The sequence below is a fragment of the Leptospira sp. B5-022 genome (genome assembly GCF_000347035.1).
Lineage (GTDB): Bacteria > Spirochaetota > Leptospiria > Leptospirales > Leptospiraceae > Leptospira_B > Leptospira_B cinconiae.
The window spans coordinates 370,427-389,117 of record NZ_ANIJ01000015.1; the positions used below are offsets into that span (position 1 = coordinate 370,427).

The following is an 18,691-nucleotide window of genomic DNA, read 5'->3' on the forward strand; positions in this document are numbered from 1 at the left end:
ATAACAAATGTTATTTCATTTTCCCGACAATGGGAAGAAGTTTAGAAGAATAAGCTTACGGAGAAGGTTACTGACCAGATATAACCGCCATAATTATAGTTTGGATTCCTTTCCGTAGGAGTATATTTATTTATCTCAACACTTCTCAATTGTTGGTTCGAAAGAGCCAAATCGAAAATTACGGGGTTTTTCAATCTATCTTTCAAGAATGCGAAATTCCTTCCATTGAAGATATAGGAAACACCTAGGGAATAGATCATACGATCGTTATCCATCCAATTGTTTTCCCCCGCGTAATGTGGAACAGGGGATGGTCTTTTTCCGATCCCTCCTCGAAACTTCAAGAAAGGACGGAAAGCATATTCTGCTCCCATACGAACATTGGTTGTGTCATGGAAATCCAAAGGCTCGGAATATTTTTCCTTAATCCTGGAAAGTTTATATAAACTCCAGATCTCTCTGTTCACATCTACACTTAATAAAAGTTTTTCTGTCGGTCTGAATCCTATACCGTAAGACCAAACTCTCGGGTTGTACTGATCCAATAAAGCCAGATCAAAATCCAATTGGATTCCTAAAAGAGTAGTCTGGGCCCGAGCAGGGATCGGGTCCGCAGACAGATAGGTTTCTCTTTTATACGAAACCCCGGCACTCCATTTTCCATAAGTGAATTGGAGACCGTAAGTCGGATTGATGATAGGCTTTAAAGTTAATACTACCTGTGAGTTAGCAGTTACTGGATCCGGAGAGATCGGAACGTCTTTTAGCAAGATCGCACCGGAACCTCCAGCAAGAGCGGTGATACCAACCCCTGCAAACAAACGGTCCTTCCAAAGTTCCACACCGACCCCGGCCATGATAGTAGGACGTTCATTACTTTTTCCTGAATTAAGATATCTAGGAACGGTAGGGTTTTGATCGTTCACTACCATCAAATTTCCGGAAGCAGGAACGATAGCATTCAATCCGAAACGAATGGTTCTACCGATATCGAAAATTTCGTTTAGGTTCATAGTAAAACCCAAACCAACGTAACTGTCATCCGGGTTTTTAGTGTTCTCGTTTTTAGGAGCGTTATTCTTTAACGTAGGGTTTGCGTAAGTTCCTAAAAAAGACACTTCATGATAAGGACGGTTCGGACGGAGAAGAGGCTGATACGTGAACATCCCTTTTCCCATATTTGCAAAGCCGTCTCTGAAATTAAACCAAGCTCTTTTGTACCACTTAGCAGGAGCTCCACCATCCTCTGTTTGAGGTTCGGTGTTCAACAAAGGACCTTCCTGAGGAATAGGATTCCCATTTGCGTCTTTGGGAGTTTCTCCGCTAGCCGCTGCTTCTTTCTCTTTTTCCTTTTGTTCCCATTGAGCGATGAACAAATCCGCTTCGTTCAATCTTCCCAATCCGGCAACATTATAGAAAACCGAAGACGAATTGTTTACCGTAGCGGTAACTGCCCCGGCCATCCCGGCTGCACCCGCATGGGCTCCATATATATCCCCATAACTACCGGCAGTCAGCTCGGATGTGCCAACTCCCAATATCCCCAAAACTGCGAGGGCAATCCTCGACCTGGAGATAATTTTTTGACTAGAAACTCTGTTTCGCATTGTCCCTTCCTGCTTTGAACCAATTCCTTAACTTACTCTAACCCATCTAGAATTGGCTGATCTCTTTATTACACATCAGTTATTTTTTAAAAATTTTCCGTATCTTAGCGGAAAGCCCAAAATTGTCCACTAAAATCAAAAAAAGAGCCTTTAGGTGTTTTTATTCATAAAAAAGTAAAAATCGCTAAAATTTGAAGATAAACATTGATTATTGTAAAAGAATGAACGCTACATATATTTTTAGCTTTTAAAGAAGGAGCTAAATTGAGCTTAAGTGCTTGAAACCGGCTTAGCAGATCGAGTCTTTTCAAAATATATGGAAATAATGTCAGCATAACGTAAATATCCCAAATATTTTCCATTCTCTTCCACAGGAATCTTATCCATCCCCATATCCAATAGGGCCTTAAATGCGGTCGCCAGGTTTGTTCGGATGGAAATCGGAAGAATAGATGTGTCGGCGACATCTTTTACAAGGATCAGGTTTTGAGTGAGATCCCTTCCTTCTAAAAATAATCGACTAGTGCGTAAGGATATCATCCCAAAATAATTTCCATTCTCTTGTATTACGATATAATCGCTGGCGTTGATCTTCAAAGCTTCCTCTTCCAGCTGAGAGAGTAAAACGGATGTTTTGACTTCTGCAATATTCCTGAGCCTATCCCGAATATCTTCGATCCGTATTCCTTCCAATAAATCTCGGTTCATGTCCCAATCATGGGCGGGGGATTGGAAACGAGTATTTTTCTGGCTTTTATACAAATTCAATTTGTGAGAAAGAACAAAAGTTATGATGGAAACGATCATCAAAGGAGGAAGAAGTGAATAACTTCCTATGATCTCGCAGATCATCACCATTCCTGCGATCGGTGCGCTTGCAATCCCCGCGTAAAAGGCTCCCATTCCTACGAGCACGAAAGAAGCGACGGATACCTGATAACCCAAAACCAATTTCGCAAAGGTGCCGAGCGCTCCACCCAACATCCCGCCAATAAATAAGGAAGGCCCGAACATTCCTGCGGATCCTCCGCTTCCGATCGTAAACGAAGTGGAGATAATTTTTAAGAATGCAAGTAGTAAGAAGAAAAAAATGATCTGTATATCTCGATCCAAAGAAGAAGCGTAATTCGGAAATTGAAAGCTACCTTCCAATACATCTTGCAGAACCCCTGCCCCAGTCCCAAGAACTTCAGGTAAAAAATAACCTATGATGCCTACAGGAATGCCGCCTAACGCAGGTTTTCCCCACATCGGAAATTTCCAGTTCTTAGACCATTCCTGAACGAACTGAAACACCTTGATAAGAAAGGCACCGTTCAAATAACACACGATCCCTAAAAACAAATAAAAGACGAGTTCCTTATATTCAATAAAGCCGATCTCCGGAACTTTGTATACGGAACCGAACCCGTTAAAGGAAGAATATGTCAGGAACGCAGTTACCGAAGAAATGATACAAGGAACCAATGTATCGCTTTCTATATCTTCTCTGTATACCATCTCTACGGAGGTTAATGCTCCTCCTAAAGGTGCATGAAATATGGCACCTAGACCCCCTGCAGTCCCGGCGAGTAATAGAGTGCGTCTTGCCCTTGCACCCGCCTTAGTTAAATTTGCGACTAAGGAACCGAATCCGGCGCCGATCAAGGAGATCGGACCTTCTTTTCCTCCGCTTCCTCCGGAAGATAACGTGAAAACGGTTGCGATCGACTTGATCAGAGGGACTTTAGGGTCCACCTTACCTTCTTTATTATGAAAAGAATCTATCAAGGAATCCGTTCCAGTACCGGCGGAATCCCTAGAGAATTTCCAGATAATCCAACCCGAAATTAATCCTCCTAAAGGTGGAAGTACCAAAAGCGCCCATCTTCCCAAATAAATGGAGGCAATCGGTTCAAGCGAAACGTAAAATTCTCCGCCCGAATGCGTATTATGTAAACCTGATATTGATTCTAAAGAAATGTATTCCGCCCAGGCGAGCGCTCTGGAAAAAAGAAGTGCTCCCAAGCCGGAAACGATCCCGGTCAAAACACAATATAGAAATAAAGACCTTCTGCCCTTAATGGTGAAATAAGACGATAGCGGTCTTTTTCGGAACTCTTGTAAGACTTTTCCGAACATAAAAGATCCTTAAAACGATTTGGAAACCGAGATCTCCATGATCCTATTATGGGTATAGGTATCCTGCCAACCGCCGATCATTCTATACAATCTAGGAATGATCAATAAACCGATAAATACAGGCGCTCCGGGAGAATCCAAAACATTTCCGGAAGCGGTAGGTTTTAGGAAATAAGACTCGAGAGCACTGTTCTTCTCCATCGTAGTAGTCGCATAATAATAACCGACCCCTGCGAGTAAAAGATCCGTGATGAGATAACCGAATATTCCTTTAATTCTATCCGAACCCCCGTAGACAGGAGATTTATAAGAGTTATAAAAGACGGAAGCAGCCGGATGGATCAATGCTAAGGATTCGCTCCAAAAATAACTTTTACGATAAGGTTCGAATTTTACATTTTCCGAAACGTCCGCGGAGTTATAAATTCCGAGCCCTCCAGTTAACTCTTTTTTAGTGAGTTCTTCCTGGAGAAAGTTTCTAAAGACCCTTTCTGCTCCTTTTTTAGAAGACTCGATCCGGATCAAACTCATCTTTTCTCTTTTTGCAAGTCCTAAAACGAATACGTCCAATCGTAAGGGTGAATACCATTTAGAAACGTATCTGAATGCAAAACCTTTCGTATTTTGGTCGGATAATATCCTATCATAAGTCAATCGGTTCAATGCGGAAAGCAGCCTGATATCGTTCTCCCCGGGATCACCTTCTAATTCGAAAACTTCCCCTGCATAAACGGAAGAGAAGGAAGACAAAAAGAAAAATACGAATAAGGTTTTTAGGATTTTATGTTGAATTTTTTTTTGCATGTTCATTAAGAGATCCGATCCCCAAGCAGAAATCCAGCCAAAAGCATGGATGCGTTATATGTGATATGTGCGGTCACAGGCACCCATATATTACCGGTTTTTAAATAAGAAATTCCAAATGAAAATCCCACAAAGATAAGAAGGATCGGAGCCACATAAGATCCCCCGTTAAAATGTACAACCCCGAAAATAACGGAGGTGATAATTAGTCCTATGGAGCTCAGGTTTTTTTCCACAAAGTATTTGAGCAAAAATCCCCTGAAAAAAAATTCCTCGAATATTCCGGCTCCGAATGCGATTGCAAGCAGGGTCCATCCTAATAATTTCCAATTTAGAAAAAGATTTTTGGTAAGTATGATTTCCATATAATTGGATTGGGGTTTGCCTATGATAAAAAAGATCAAACTACTTGCTACATTCACAAAACAGAATGTAGCAAATCCGGTCGCAACTCCCGCAAGTATATCTCTCCCACCTGCGGAATCGGTGAACTCGGCGGTTTCGATCCGTGCGATCCTTCGAATAAAAAAGTAAGAAGGAACCAGAAAGCATAATCCCCAGATAATTCTGTCCAAGGACAATAACCATGGACGTTTGGTGACTACAAATTCGGTATACTCTCTAACCGCTTTTTCGGCAGAGGCAGGTTCGTTCCAAACCACCTCGGAAGGTAAAGTGTTTACGATTTCTTTTTCTTTTACAAAGTTCTGCTTGGATGTTTTTATGGATAAGGTGCTTTCTACTTGAAATCGGGTGACCTTCATATAGGAATACATACCGATAAACAGTACAAAAACCTGGATCAGGCCCATGAGCAGAACGTCTCTGCCAGGTGTGAGTTTTTGATCTTCCTTTTCTAAATCCATTCCAAAGGGCCCTTCCAATCATTTACGGGGGATTTTTTGCGTCATTGTTTTTTTATGATCTGCCGACTAGAGAAAAGATATGCCTTCTTTCAAAAGACATCTCCAAATTTTGTTATCTGCACTCATCCTGATCTCTTTAAGCGAGGTCCAAGCAGTTTACGATCGTCTCCCATTAAAAAGTTTGGAATATTCGGACACGAAGATCATTCGAGTCAGAGAAGAGATAAAATATAACCTTCAAATTTCAGTTTCCAACTTGGACCAAAAAGATCTGGTCCCTCTTAGATTCCTAGTCTATAAAGTTGGACCTAAGGATACTTTTTTTAAGATCATGGCCAGGACCGGAATGGACCTGGACACTCTTTCCTCCGTAAACGAATTAGCCTCTCCCCAAGACATTTATCCGGGGATGGAACTTTTGATCCCGAATATGAGAGGTGTTTACGACTCGGAAGAACATTCTCCAGACGAATCCGGACGCAAAAAAGTCGCGGCCCGTTTTCGGATCTCTCCCAAGTTCTTATACTATGATGACCTCAGAAAATCCTGGTTCGTTCCAGGAAGAGGATTACCGAAAGAAGAGAAAAACTTTTTTTACGGATTAGTTTTCTCCGATCCGTTAGCGGAAGAAGGAAGAGTCAGTTCCAAATTCGGAAGAAGAAAGGACCCTTTCACTAAAAAGGATACTTTTCACGGTGGCATCGACCTCGCGGCAGAAGAAGGAACACCTGTGTATGCATCTGCTGACGGAGAAGTTTCCTTTTCCGGAACAAGAGGAGGTTACGGGAGACTGATCATTTTAAAACACGGATTGGGTTACGAAACCAAATATGGACATTTAAGCAAAGTATTGGTATCTCCAGGCACAAAGGTCAAAAAAGGACAGTTGATCGGAGAAGTCGGAATGACCGGAAGAGCCACCGGATTTCATTTACATTTTGAAGTGTTGAGAAATAGTTTGAGACAAAGGCCCGTATTTAAGGGTCATGTCTGATGTTCTATCGATCTATTTCTAATCCCTATATCAGAATACTTTTCCCTTCTTTTTTTATTTTCCTGGTTTTCGGGATATTCATTCTATTTGGTTGGAACAAAACGGATCCGACCGACTACGAGCCGGACGATATCATCCGCCAAGAAGAAAGAGATATATTATTTATATCTAATGTAGTCAACGAAAAATCGCCTATCGAAAAACCTTTCGGTCTTGCGGTGGATTCTAAAGGAGCCATTTATACGGGTTCTTCCGATGGAAATATCTACAAGATCAAAACCGACGGACAAACGGAACGATTCGCTAAAACTTCCGGAAGAGCGCTAGGAATTGTATTCGACGGAAAGGAAAATCTGGTCGCCTGCGTTTCCGGATTAGGTCTGGCATTTTACGATTCCAAAGGAAATGAAAATGTACTCCTCCGAGAAGATTCGGAAGGAAATCCATTAACTAACCTTTACGGTTTGGATATTGCCTCTGACGGAACAGTTTATTTTACCGAAGTCAGCCGAAAGTTTTCTTATGAAGATTCCTATTTGGAAGAATTGGAATCCAAACCTAACGGCAGAATTCTTTCCTACGATCCGAGGACCCAAGACGTAAAAACGATTTTAGAGGATCTTTATCATCCTACCGGGATCAGCTTGTCTTCTTCCGAAGATTTTTTAGTTTTTGGAGAAAAGTATAGGCATCGTGTTTCTCGCTTCTGGTTAAAAGGAAAGAAGGCCGGCAAGGACCAGTTCTTTATCACACATCTTCCCGGTAGCCCCGCTCTGATCAGTTCAGACTCTCAAAAAAATTTTTGGATCGCCTTATCTTCTCCCCGACATATCGCAATCGATAAGATACAAAATTTTCCGCTCTTAAAGAGAATACTCGCTTCTCTTCCGTTTTTCTTTAAGCCGATTGAAGGAGAATTAGCGTACGTTCTTTCTATGGATGAAGAAGGAGATATTAGTCTTTCTTTGACGGATAATACATCGGATAAATTGGGATCGGTTACTTCCGTTCTGCAATACGGATCAGGACTTTTACTTGCGGGATTTTCTTCTCAGAAAATTTGGAAATGGAAGTTCGAGACTCTGGAAATGTTTTTCTAGAACCTATTTCAAAAAACACTCTCACTAGAATAGCTCGAAGTGAGTTCTTTTTGCCTGAGAGCGAAGCCAGGATGGCGAAGCGACCCGGAGCTCTGCACAGGATGTGCAGGCGAAGGGGAAGGCAAAAAGAACTCACTCCAAGAAACTATTACGGGTCTATTACAGGTTTTTGAAATAGACTCTAGCTAAAAACTGGAATTACATCGCTCCTAGCAATTCCCTGAACTTATCCAAAGAATATCGAGCGGCAAAGTCTCCGAATCTTTCGTTCGGGTTTCCTTCTTTTTTCCAAACTTCGAAAGCTTTCTCTAGTTGAATAGGAATGTCTGCGAACGGGACCTTCTTAGCAACATAGTCGCCAACTTTGGTTCCTTCCGGATTTCCTCCAAAAAATAAGGAGTATTTTCCTCCTGCTTGTTGACCAACGATCCCAATCTCTGCGGAATATGGTCTAGCACATCCGTTAGGGCATCCTGTCATTCTTACGATAGGAGCTCTGTCGTTCAGATCCAGCTTATCGATCACTTTTTGGATGGATTCCAGTAATTGTGGGAAGGTCCTTTCGGATTCGGTCAATGCAAGACCGCAAGTAGGAAGTGCAGGACATGCAAGTGCGCGATCGTACAAAGGTTTAGGAGAAGCAGGATTAATATTATATTCCTTTAATTTAGCTTCTAATTTATCCTTATCTTCTTTTTTAATACCCATCAAGACCAAATCCTGATCGGCAGTCACCTGCACACTCAGCTTGAAAGTGGAAATAATATCTTTCAAAGCGGTCTTTAAAGGTTTATCAGGAAAATCTTTAATCCTTCCCGAAAGAGTATGGAATCCCAATGCAAGAGTTCCATCCGCTCTTTCTGTCCAACCCAAATAATTCGGAGTTTCCCATTTAGGAAGTTTACGATCGAGATCGAATTTTACACCGGATCTGCGTTCTACTTCGGAGCGGAACCATTCCACACCCTTCTCAGCTAAAACGTATTTCAAACGAGCATGTTTACGATTTGTACGATCCCCGAAATCTCTATGAGAAGTTACGATACCTTCCGCAACGGAGATCAGGTCTTTTTCAGGGATCCAACCAAGCAAGTTAGCAGCTCTAGGATACGTATCCGCCTTATTGTGGGTCATTCCGAGTCCACCGCCAGCGAATACGAAATAACCGTCTATCTGACCGTTCGCATCTAAAGTGGCCGCGAATCCCATATCGTTGGTGTAAATATCGACGGAGTTATTGCCTGCAAGAGTCACAGCCACCTTGAACTTTCTAGGAAGATAAGTGGTTCCATAGATCGGATCAGGTTCGTCCTCTTTGTTGATCTGATTTTCACCTAACCAAAGTTCGGCGTAGGCGTTACTCTTATATTTAAAATGATCGGATAAAAGTTGAGCGATCGGGTCCAATTGGCTAAGCTCTTTGTTCCCCCAAGGGTTTAAAGCTTGAGTAACGTTACGCACAACGTCACCGCATGCCCCCATAGTGGAAAGATTCACTTTATGCACCGCCTGCATGATCGGTCTTAGATCCTTCAGAAGGATCGTATGCATCTGGATGGATTGCCTAGTCGTTAAACGTAAGGCGCCTCCACCGAATTTATCGGCCAGATCGTCCCAGACCATGTATTGGTCCGAAGTAAGCCTTCCACCCGGGATCCTTCCTCGGATCATAAACGATGTAGGATTTTCGATAAATTCTCCAGCTTCGTCCTTTCTACGGTCTCTGTCCTTCTGCTGGTACATTCCGTGGAATTTGATCAATTGTTTGTCGTCATCCTCGAATCCGTCTGCTCCTGTTTCGATAGCAGTACCGATCTTTCCTCTTAGTCCCCTAGAGGCGGTTTTAATATGCTCGACTTCGCTAAGTTCTTTTTCTTCTGACATCGATCGTATTCGTCCTTTTGGATTAGCTTCCTATTATTTCGTATCCGTTGATAAGTATTTTTCTTTAAACTCGCTCAGCAAAAATTTGAGAGCCGTTTTTCTTTCTTCCGGATCGCCTAGTTTACGTTTGCTCAAATTACGGATTTCTAATAAGTTTTCCAATTCTTGGTCATGGTCCTTTGGAAGGATCTCTTCTAGAATGGTGCGAATGGTCCCGGCAAGTCCGGCGAACCCTCCTTGGGTGGAAACCGCCACACGGACCGGTCCCCTATCAAAATATGCGGAAGAATAAAAATCACAAAGTGAAGGATCGTCCGCACAATTGATCCAGATCTTTTTTTGTTTGGCATATTCCACAAGATCACGATTGGTTTGCCTATCGTTTGTGGCGGAATATACCAGATCGAAACCGTCCAGATCGGACACCTGCACTTCTCTTGTTTCCATTTTTGCTTCTTTTACGGAGGAAAGCAAACGAACAGTTTCCGATTTGAATTCTTTAGAGATAACTGTGAGTTGGCAGCCTGTGTCTTTCAAGTGTTGCAGTTTTTCGAGAGCAACGTTTCCTCCGCCTACTACTAACACTTTTTTATTTTCTAATTTTATAAATACTGGAAGAAGTTGGTTCATACTTCTTCTCCTTGAGAGGCAAATCCCCGAAGATCTAGTCCAGGGGTTTCTCCGATCAGATGAACTACGGGACCTATATAGATAATTCCAGGCCCGGAACTTTGTTTGGATAAACCTTCTTCGAGAATTCTACCCAAATTTGTCACCGTTGTCTTCTGATTTTTTAAACTTGCGTTTTCTACCAAAGCAACCGGAAGAAGTGGAGAAGCCCCGTTATCGATCAATTTTTTAGTGATCTGTACAATGGAAGAAGTTCCCATAAACAGAGCGATCGTGCCCTTGAAATCCGCGAACCATTTCCAATCGGTGTTTTCTTGCAAAACGGTATGACCGTCCATGACCAGAACCTGTCTAGACAGTCCTCTATGTGTAAGAGGAAATCCTGCTCCGGAAGATCCCGCACTTAATGCACTAACGCCAGGGATGATCTCGTACGGAATTTTATGTTTTCTTAAAGTGAGTAATTCTTCTCCGCCTCTACCGAATACGAAAGGATCTCCTCCCTTCAAACGTACTACGGATTTTCCTTGGAGAGAATATCGAACGATCAGGTCTTGGATCTCTTCTTGGGTAGCGGAATGTTGGCCTGCCCTTTTGCCCACATAATGAACGATAGAAGTAGAAGGGAAATATTCCAAAAAGGAAGAATCCAATAATGCGTCGTACAAAATTACTTCCGCTTTTTCTAATATTCTGAGGGCCTTTAAGGTCATTAGTTCCGGATTTCCGGGACCTGCACCCACCAAATATACTTTTCCCACTTCGGTATTCATTAAATTAGATCAATAGGCTCCTACGATCATCCCGGCGCCCACGGTATTATTGGTACCTTCGTCCACTAAAACAAAACTTCCTGTTCCCCGATTTTCCGAATAACTATCGAACGCTATCGGTTTGGCAGTTCTGATCTTTATCCTTCCGATCTCGTTCAAAGCAAGTTGAGAAGATTCTAATTTTTCGTGGGTTTGGATATCTATTCTAAAGGAAATTTCTTTGACCGCGGATTTTACGGAACCTGTGGTCTGTCTTAAAAGATATTTGTTTCCAGGCACTAATGACTTAGCATCCATCCAACAAAGTTCCGCTTCTATATCCTGAGATACAGTCGGCTGATGTTTATCGGTTACGATCATATCCCCACGACTAATATCTATTTCATCTTCCAAAAGGATCGTAACGGACATAGGAGCAAAAGCTTCTTCAACTTCGCTTTCGTACGTATGAATGGATTTGATCTTAGAACGTAATCCGCTCGGAAGAACTACGATATCGTCTCCCTTTTTAAAAACTCCACTTCTGACCTGGCCTGCATATCCTCTGTAATCATGATGCTCTTCCGTTTGAGGACGGATCACATACTGTACAGGAAATCTAGGCTCGTGTTTGGTCTCATCCACTTCGATCTCTAGATCTTCTAAATAACCCAGAAGTGTTTTCCCTTTCCACCAGGTCATATTGGGAGAAGTATCTACGACATTATCCCCGTTCAGAGCGGAAATCGGTATGAATTCCAATCCTTTAAATTCCAGGTCGGAGGCGAAGTTTTTATAATCTTCCACAATCTCATCGAAACGTTCTTTGGAAAAATCCACCAAGTCCATCTTGTTCACACAGATAACTACATGAGGGATTTTTAATAGAGAGGCGATATAAGAATGTCTGTAAGTCTGTTCGATCACTCCCTTACGAGCGTCTATCAGAATGATGGCAAGTTCCGAGTTGGAAGCGCCGGTCACCATATTGCGAGTATACTGGATATGCCCTGGAGCATCCGCGATAATAAACTTTCTTTTGGGAGTGGAGAAGTACTTATAGGCCACATCGATCGTGATCCCTTGCTCTCTCTCCGCTTTTAGTCCGTCTGTCAAAAGAGCCAAATTGATCTGACCGTTTACTTGTCCGGTCCTTTCGATCGCTTCCAACTGATCTTGGAATACGGATTTACTATCATACAAAAGACGACCGATCAAAGTGGATTTCCCGTCGTCTACACTTCCCGCAGTAATAAAACGTAATAGATCCATCAGAAGTAACCGCCTCTTTTACGTTCTTCCATTGCAGCTTCCGAACGTTTATCATCCAATCTGGATCCTCTTTCCGTAGTTCTGGAAGTTTGGATCTCACGAATGATATCATCCAATGAATTCGCCTCGGATTCCACCGCCGCTGTGCAGGTCATATCGCCAACAGTCCTGAAACGTACGGTTTTTTCTTCCACCTTATCGGAAGAATCAAGAGTTACGAATTCCGAAACAGGAAACACAACATTCTCTCTCCAAACGATCTGTCTTCTATGAGAGAAATACAATGAAGGAAGAGGAATATTCTCGGCTTTAATATATTCCCAAACATCCAACTCGGTCCAGTTGCTGATAGGGAAAACTCTTACGTTTTCTCCTACATGGATCTTTCCGTTATAAATATTCCAAAGTTCAGGTCTTTGTAGTTTAGGGTCCCAACTTCCAAATTCGTCTCGTACGGAGAATACTCTTTCTTTTGCACGGGCTTTTTCTTCGTCCCTTCTCGCTCCGCCTATACATGCGTCAAATTTGAATTCTTCGATCGTATCTAATAAAGTAACGGTTTGGATCGCATTCCTACTCGGGAATTTTCCTTTTTCTTCCACTGCTTTTCCCTGGTCTATGGAATCCTGAACGTATCTAACGATCAGTTTTTCTCCGATACGGTTCGCGAGATCATCACGAAATTGTAATGCTTCCGGAAAGTTATGACCGGTATCGATATGTACCAATGGAAACGGGAACTTTCCCGGACGAAAAGCTTTCAGTGCGAGATGCACCAAAGTGATCGAATCCTTTCCTCCCGAAAATAAAAGCGCAGGTCTCTCGAATTGGGCGGCAACTTCCCGAAGTATATAAATGGATTCCGCCTCTAGTTGTTGGAGATGCGACAATCGAGTTCTAGTCGTCATACTTCTGATCCTTTTTTTCTTACCAATTTTCCATCCACCCAATGCAGTCCGCATTCTTTCGTGGATTCATTTTCCCACCACCAGCGCCCGGCTCTGAAATCTTCGCCAGGCATGATCGCTCTTGTACAAGGAGCGCATCCGATACTGGGATATCCCTTATCGTGAAGAGGATTGTACGGAATATTTTTGTCTTGGACGTACTGTTGCACATCCTCCCAAGACCAATCCAGAATAGGATGGAATTTCAAAATATCCCTTCCGGTATCCAACTCCACTTTGGTTAAATTTTCTCTGGAACCGGATTGGTCGTTTCGAATTCCGGTGATCCAAATTTTAGCTCCCTTTAAAGCTCTGTTCAAAGGGACAACTTTACGAATATGACAACATTCTTTTCTATTTTCTATGGAATCGTAGAACGAATCCGGACCTTTCTCATTGATCAGATCTTCCACCGCTTGTGCATCCGGGAAGAATGTTTGAATACGTTTCCCGTACATCCCATTCGTACGCTTATGAAGTTCGTAGGTTTCGGTAAACAATCTACCGGTATCCAATGTAAAGATACGAATATCCAGATTTTGGGAATAGATTGCGTGAGTGATTACTTGATCTTCCAGACCAAAGCTGGTGGAAAACACCGCCTGCCCAGGAAAATCCCGGGAAATTTTCGCCAAAGAATTTTCTAAGCTCAAACCTTCTAATTTTGCTTCCAAATCGGATGGACTCATCGAAATCGAACCTTTTTATATTGGACGCACCCAAATTAAGGCTGACCAATATAATGTACCAAAATTTTATATATTGGATTATTTGTAAAGTATAGTTGATGCTATATTACAAGGTTCCCACCGGAGTCGGTACAGAATAGAGAATTTTTATCGGATCAACAAAATCTCCTTATATGCTTAAAAAATTCTAAATCTCTGCCGAATTTACCGCCCTGTAATAATCCTTTAAATCGAAACTTTTAATTATGTCCCAAAAAAAGGGAAGGATAAGCTTTCATCTGACTAAGCTTGGAATGGTACTTTGCAATAATGAATAGGCGGAAGAAGGATTGGAAGAAGATAGAAAGCTTCTTCATTGCCATTCTCAAGATTTGGATCTTTCCTAATATCAAAAATCCATCTAAATATTTTGGAAACTCATCCATCTATCTAATTATACTTTGTCAAAAAACATAACGATCCGACGGCCAAGCACGTCTAACTCCTCGTATTCGATTTAGACCGGAGAGTTTCATTTAGTATTGGATTCGTTCCATTTAAAATTCAGAAGAAAGAATCGGAATTGACATTAATCATAACTGAACATCGGTCTAATATTCATTTTTTATAACTTTCTTTTTAGTCGTTGAGAAGGTATGATATACTTGGTGTAATTGACGAATTACATATCATCAGGAATTTTGGATAAAGATGGGAACTATAAATAAAAAAAATATACTAGAGATATTCTCCCGTTATTCCGTCTGGGTTCTGCCTGTAGTAATACTAGTTTCAGATTTTATTGTTAGAGATGAGATATTACCCACATTCAAACCTTTACAGTGGGCGTTCTATTTTCTTTCATTCGTATATTCCGTTATTCTCTATTCTGCAGCGATCATTCTTCTCAGAATATTATACAAACGAAGATCGAAGCTTGCATTCAATATCGTATTCTTTCTGATCCTATCTTTTTATACGGGAACATTATTAGGTTCGTACGGTTATTACGCGTATACGGGCATCATGCCTAATTTTTTCGTATTCTCTTTTATATTCCATGAACCTTTGAACAGTTGGACGATCGTGCAGGGGGGATTTACCAAATCTTCTTTGATTTTCGGACTTCTCTCTTTTATCGTTTTAGGCGCTTCTCTTTGGTTTACCGCGACTAAAGAACCTTTAAGATACAAATTCCAAGTACCTGTTAGAATAGCAGTAGTGGTCTTATTCTTAACAATCAGTGGTTTCCTACATAATAATACCAGATTTAACGACCAAGTATATGTTTCGGATACCAATACGATCGCGTTCGTTTGGAGGAACTTATACAATCACCTAACAGGCGATAGTTTAGGATCCGCAGGTTTACAGTCTAGGAACAAACCTAGGCTCACTCAAATCGTTTCCAATCCGGGATTTAATGTTCTTTTCGTAGTAACTGAAAGTTTAAGAAAAGGAAGTTTGGGAGTTTACGGTTACGAAAGAAACACCACTCCTTTCATGTCAAAATTCGCCCAAACTGCGGACAGAAACCGATACTTCTTATTCAAAAAGGCGTATTCCAATTCCAGCTCAACCCTTCTCTCTTTTCCGAGTTTACTGACCGGAGTTTCTCCAGCACAACCGGTGCCAATGACACATACGTATCCTTTGTTTTGGGAGTATGGGAAATCCGCCGGGCTTTCAACGTTTTATATAACAAGCCATAACCTTCAGTGGAATAACTTCGAAGGATTTTTCAAAAACTCAGGGATCGATTTCCTTTGGGATAAAGAAAGAAGCGGGTTAAATGTATTTAACGATATAGGGATCGATGATAGGGAAACGGTCAAAGAATTCAAAAGACATTTGTCCGGATTAAAAACTTCGGATAAAAGATTCGCGGGAGTTCTGCACCTCAACACGAATCATTTTCCATATATAGTACCGGAGGAGTCCAAGTTCTTCGCAGTCGACTCAGTACCTGACCAATACGATAATTCCGTCCGACATCTTGATAGCCTTCTTGAGGATGTGTACACTTATCTAAAAAAAGAAGGGTTTTTGGAAAATACGGTAGTGATCTTCACGTCCGATCACGGAGAATCCCTTTTCGAGCATGACTACCTGGGGCATATAGATAGCAACTATGTGGAAACCGTTTCCATTCCGATGCTGTTATATATTCCGGATTCCCTAAAAGAATCCGTAAACCTGCAAGCGATAAGAAGAAATACGGAAAAACCCGTGGCAAACACGGATTTGATCCCGACTTTTATAGATATTTTGAATCTGGAAAACAATCCTGCGATCAAAAGGTATTCCGCAAACTTGGAAGGTAGGTCCTTACTCAGAGATATTTATGGGGACCGTAGGATTATCATTACCAATAATAACGAGATCTCTTTGTATAAAGTCGGGATCAGTTATATAAAGGGAAATTATCATTATATAATGAACCTCAATTCTAATCCTTCCAAAGAACGTCTATTCGATCTTTCTAAAGATCCGAAAGAGTTAAAGGATCTTTGGGTGGAAGCAAGTGAAGAGAATAAGATCCATTTTAGAGAAGTGGTAAAAGACTGCGGAGTCTGTGTGGAATTATTTATATCCCAAGATCTACCGTACCAAACTTCGGAAGCAGATCTGGAAACTGCGGAACTAAAAAGAAATTCCCCTAAACCGGCTACATTCTGATCAAACCTTAGAACTTTCGGAAGAAGGTCTATATTCTTTCCAAAACTTATCGAGATCTTCTTTATTTTCCGGCTTAGTATGCCAACGTCTATGCAACCAGAAATAATCTCCCGGATGTTTGTAGACTTCTTCTTCCAAACGTTTTACCCATTTGTAAGTGAATTCTCTCTCCCAAAGTTCCGGGTCTTTTCTCGGGTCCAAATTGGGTCTTTCGAATTCTTCCACATAAAAATATAATTTTCCGGCCTTATCATACCAACTACTGCAGAATATGATAGGCACATCTGTCATTCTGGAGAAAGTTGCCGGTCCTAAGAATGTGGAAGCCAGGTTTCCTAAAAAAGGAAAGAAGGATCCCGTTTTGCCCGCGTCCTGATCCGAGATAAAAGCGACTAACTTTCCTTGTTTTAAAAGAGTTAAGGCCTTTCTAGGGCTTTCATCCGTATAAACCAACTTGATCCTTTGGGATGCTCTGTTCCGTTCAATCCAAGCGTTCGACCAAGGATTAGATTGCCTTTTTGCAAAAACGTACAGATCGTTTTTAGGAGCGGTATAGCAGATAGAAACCCCCATTGTTTCCCAGTTACCTAAATGGCCTAAAACCAAGATCCCACCTTTCTCAAATAAGCGAGTATGAGTTTTTTTATCCGGCAGGAAAGTAACCCATTGATCTATGAATTTTCTGTCCATTCTCGGTTCTTCACAGAACTCGTTTGCCATATGGGAGAGATTTCTGAGGTTATGAAGAATGTATTTTTGTATCTCGGAATCCGACTTTTGAGGAAACGCGGTCCGTATATGTCTTTCGATCCTTTTTTTAACGGCGCCTGTCGTTCTGGCTAGGAACTGAATGATATAAAATAGGATCTTTCCCCTTAGAACATAAGGAAAAATGGAAAGAGTACCTACTAATACTCTCGCGAAAACATACTGTAGGAATTTTTTGACTTTCTGTCTTTCTCTTCTGGGTTTAGGATTTCCCATAATTATGATCCCATGTTTAAGACCGGTCCGAAGACCACCCGATGTATTCTAAATTTTAAGACCTTCTTCAATTCTAAAATAAAAAAACGAATCGATTGAATACTGAAAAAGGAAAAGAAACCATGGTCGGGTCTAATTTTCCAGGACTTTATCCCGATTAGAATGAAAAGGTCGATTTATATGCCCTTCAATTTTATAACCAATAGAATCGAAAAACCGAAAAGGATTTCTTGGATCTTCGTATTAGTTCTGTTCTCCGGTATATTCTTATTCTCGGGTGGAATCGGATTTGCCGCTCCCAAAACCGATCTAAAGGAAACTCCAGGCAAAGGTTTTAAATTTCCCCAGGATCATTTTTTCCATAAAGGATATAGAGTGGAATGGTGTTATTTCATAGGTATACTGGATACGGAAGAAGGAAAAGAGTTAGGATATGAGTTAAGCTTCTTCCGAGCTTATCTAGGACCGAAAGTCGCATTATATCCTGTACATTTTGCGATCTCCGATCTAGAAGACGAAAAGCACAAAATTTCCCAAACCATCGAAAGAGAATTAGGTGGGGTTGCCGGACAAGACAAAACCAATCTATGGAGTGGGGACTATCGAATGGAAGTCATCGGCCCTGCGGATTTTAGGATCACTGCATTTCCTAGAACGGAATCAGGCTTCGGTTTGGAACTAGAACTCAGCACCAAACCTAAAAACATACTAATACACGGCAAAAACGGAAAATCATTCAAGAGTAGAAAGAATCCTAAATTTTTCTCTTATTACTATAGTATTCCTCGTTTAGAGACCAAAGGTTCCCTCTATTTAGAAGGAAAAGAATATCATGTCAAATCAGGGACAAGTTGGATGGACCATGAATGGAGTAGTCCGGAAGGTACGGACGCTGCGTTCGATCTTTCCTCGAAGGACATTTCCTGGGATTGGATCTGCATTCAAATGGAAGATGGCTCCGATATTATGGCATTCAATTTTAAGAATCGATCGGGAGATATTGAAACCTTCGGTACTTATCGTTCTCCGGACGGAAAAGTGACTTCTTTAGAAAATGAGAACGATCTGAAATTTATTCCGGAGGACAAGGCCTGGAAAAGCGACCAAACAGGAAATTCCTACAAATTACGATGGAAATTAATTTCCGAACGATTTAATTTGAATATCTCGCCTAGATTCGAGGAGCAGGAGTTTGATGCAAGATCTAGCACCGGACTCATTTATTGGGAGGGTGCGGTCAAAGTCGGCGGAGAGATCGAAGGAAGATCCGTAAAAGGAAAAGGTTACCTAGAGCTAAAACCTTTCCGTTAATTGCCAAACCCGGCCGGAGAAAAAACCTTTATCCCTGGCAATCGGTATGGAAAATTGTTCGATGCCCGAGGC

Annotated in this window: 15 protein-coding genes; 4 read left to right on the forward strand and 11 right to left on the reverse strand. The window is 41.5% G+C overall.

The window, feature by feature from the left end:
• Positions 1-41: 41 nt before the first annotated feature.
• The 4 genes from LEP1GSC192_RS07445 to LEP1GSC192_RS07460 form a co-directional block, all read right to left on the reverse strand.
• Entirely contained in the window at positions 42-1,607 is a 1,566-nt protein-coding gene (locus tag LEP1GSC192_RS07445) for an OmpP1/FadL family transporter (protein ID WP_020769029.1), read from the reverse strand.
• Positions 1,608-1,877: 270 nt separating this feature from the next.
• The gene (locus tag LEP1GSC192_RS07450) at positions 1,878-3,728 is read right to left on the reverse strand and encodes a chloride channel protein (protein ID WP_020769117.1); all 1,851 of its coding nucleotides are present in this window, start codon (positions 3,726-3,728) and stop codon (positions 1,878-1,880) included.
• Between the two features lie 9 nt (positions 3,729-3,737).
• The gene (locus tag LEP1GSC192_RS07455) at positions 3,738-4,538 is read right to left on the reverse strand and encodes a hypothetical protein (RefSeq protein WP_036089267.1); all 801 of its coding nucleotides are present in this window, start codon (positions 4,536-4,538) and stop codon (positions 3,738-3,740) included.
• Positions 4,538-5,398, reverse strand: a complete 861-nt coding sequence (locus LEP1GSC192_RS07460) for a CPBP family intramembrane glutamic endopeptidase (protein ID WP_020769016.1) — start codon at positions 5,396-5,398, stop codon at positions 4,538-4,540. Before LEP1GSC192_RS07460 ends, LEP1GSC192_RS07455 begins: the two co-directional genes overlap by 1 nt.
• Positions 5,399-5,477: 79 nt before the next feature.
• On the opposite strand from LEP1GSC192_RS07460, the gene LEP1GSC192_RS07465 reads away from it, so the two are divergent.
• Positions 5,478-6,392, forward strand: coding sequence for a M23 family metallopeptidase (locus tag LEP1GSC192_RS07465; RefSeq protein ID WP_020769215.1), 915 nt, complete (start codon positions 5,478-5,480; stop codon positions 6,390-6,392).
• On the forward strand, positions 6,392-7,492 hold the full coding sequence (locus LEP1GSC192_RS07470; protein WP_020769402.1) for an SMP-30/gluconolactonase/LRE family protein: 1,101 nt from the start codon (positions 6,392-6,394) through the stop codon (positions 7,490-7,492). Before LEP1GSC192_RS07465 ends, LEP1GSC192_RS07470 begins: the two co-directional genes overlap by 1 nt.
• Before the next feature lie 198 nt (positions 7,493-7,690).
• On the opposite strand, the gene LEP1GSC192_RS07475 is transcribed toward LEP1GSC192_RS07470, so the two are convergent.
• The 6 genes from LEP1GSC192_RS07475 to LEP1GSC192_RS07500 are packed head-to-tail and all read right to left on the reverse strand — an operon-like array spanning position 7,691 to position 13,666.
• A complete protein-coding gene (locus tag LEP1GSC192_RS07475; protein WP_020769414.1) occupies positions 7,691-9,376 on the reverse strand; it encodes an NADPH-dependent assimilatory sulfite reductase hemoprotein subunit in 1,686 nt (561 codons plus the stop codon).
• A 33-nt stretch (positions 9,377-9,409) separates the two neighbouring features.
• A complete protein-coding gene (locus tag LEP1GSC192_RS19685) occupies positions 9,410-10,006 on the reverse strand; it encodes a bifunctional precorrin-2 dehydrogenase/sirohydrochlorin ferrochelatase (RefSeq protein WP_020769283.1) in 597 nt (198 codons plus the stop codon).
• Positions 10,003-10,779: a uroporphyrinogen-III C-methyltransferase gene (gene cobA, locus LEP1GSC192_RS07485; RefSeq protein ID WP_020769169.1), complete on the reverse strand. Its 777-nt coding sequence runs from the start codon at positions 10,777-10,779 to the stop codon at positions 10,003-10,005. Before cobA ends, LEP1GSC192_RS19685 begins: the two co-directional genes overlap by 4 nt.
• Positions 10,780-10,788: 9 nt before the next feature.
• Entirely contained in the window at positions 10,789-12,030 is a 1,242-nt protein-coding gene (locus tag LEP1GSC192_RS07490) for a sulfate adenylyltransferase subunit 1 (RefSeq protein WP_020769080.1), read from the reverse strand.
• Entirely contained in the window at positions 12,030-12,938 is a 909-nt protein-coding gene (cysD, locus tag LEP1GSC192_RS07495) for a sulfate adenylyltransferase subunit CysD (protein WP_020769398.1), read from the reverse strand. The genes LEP1GSC192_RS07490 and cysD overlap by 1 nt, the downstream gene beginning before the upstream one ends.
• Positions 12,935-13,666 carry a phosphoadenylyl-sulfate reductase gene (locus LEP1GSC192_RS07500; protein WP_020769316.1) on the reverse strand — a complete coding sequence of 244 codons (732 nt, stop codon included), beginning with the start codon at positions 13,664-13,666 and terminating at the stop codon, positions 12,935-12,937. The genes cysD and LEP1GSC192_RS07500 overlap by 4 nt, the downstream gene beginning before the upstream one ends.
• A gap of 690 nt (positions 13,667-14,356) precedes the next feature.
• Between LEP1GSC192_RS07500 and LEP1GSC192_RS07510 the strand changes: the two genes are divergently transcribed.
• The gene (locus LEP1GSC192_RS07510; RefSeq protein ID WP_020769059.1) at positions 14,357-16,324 is read left to right on the forward strand and encodes a phosphoethanolamine transferase; all 1,968 of its coding nucleotides are present in this window, start codon (positions 14,357-14,359) and stop codon (positions 16,322-16,324) included.
• On the opposite strand, the gene LEP1GSC192_RS07515 is transcribed toward LEP1GSC192_RS07510, so the two are convergent.
• Positions 16,325-17,308 carry a lysophospholipid acyltransferase family protein gene (locus tag LEP1GSC192_RS07515; protein WP_020769418.1) on the reverse strand — a complete coding sequence of 328 codons (984 nt, stop codon included), beginning with the start codon at positions 17,306-17,308 and terminating at the stop codon, positions 16,325-16,327.
• A gap of 180 nt (positions 17,309-17,488) precedes the next feature.
• On the opposite strand from LEP1GSC192_RS07515, the gene LEP1GSC192_RS07520 reads away from it, so the two are divergent.
• A complete protein-coding gene (locus LEP1GSC192_RS07520) occupies positions 17,489-18,619 on the forward strand; it encodes a carotenoid 1,2-hydratase (RefSeq protein WP_020769318.1) in 1,131 nt (376 codons plus the stop codon).
• Positions 18,620-18,691 lie beyond the last annotated feature (72 nt).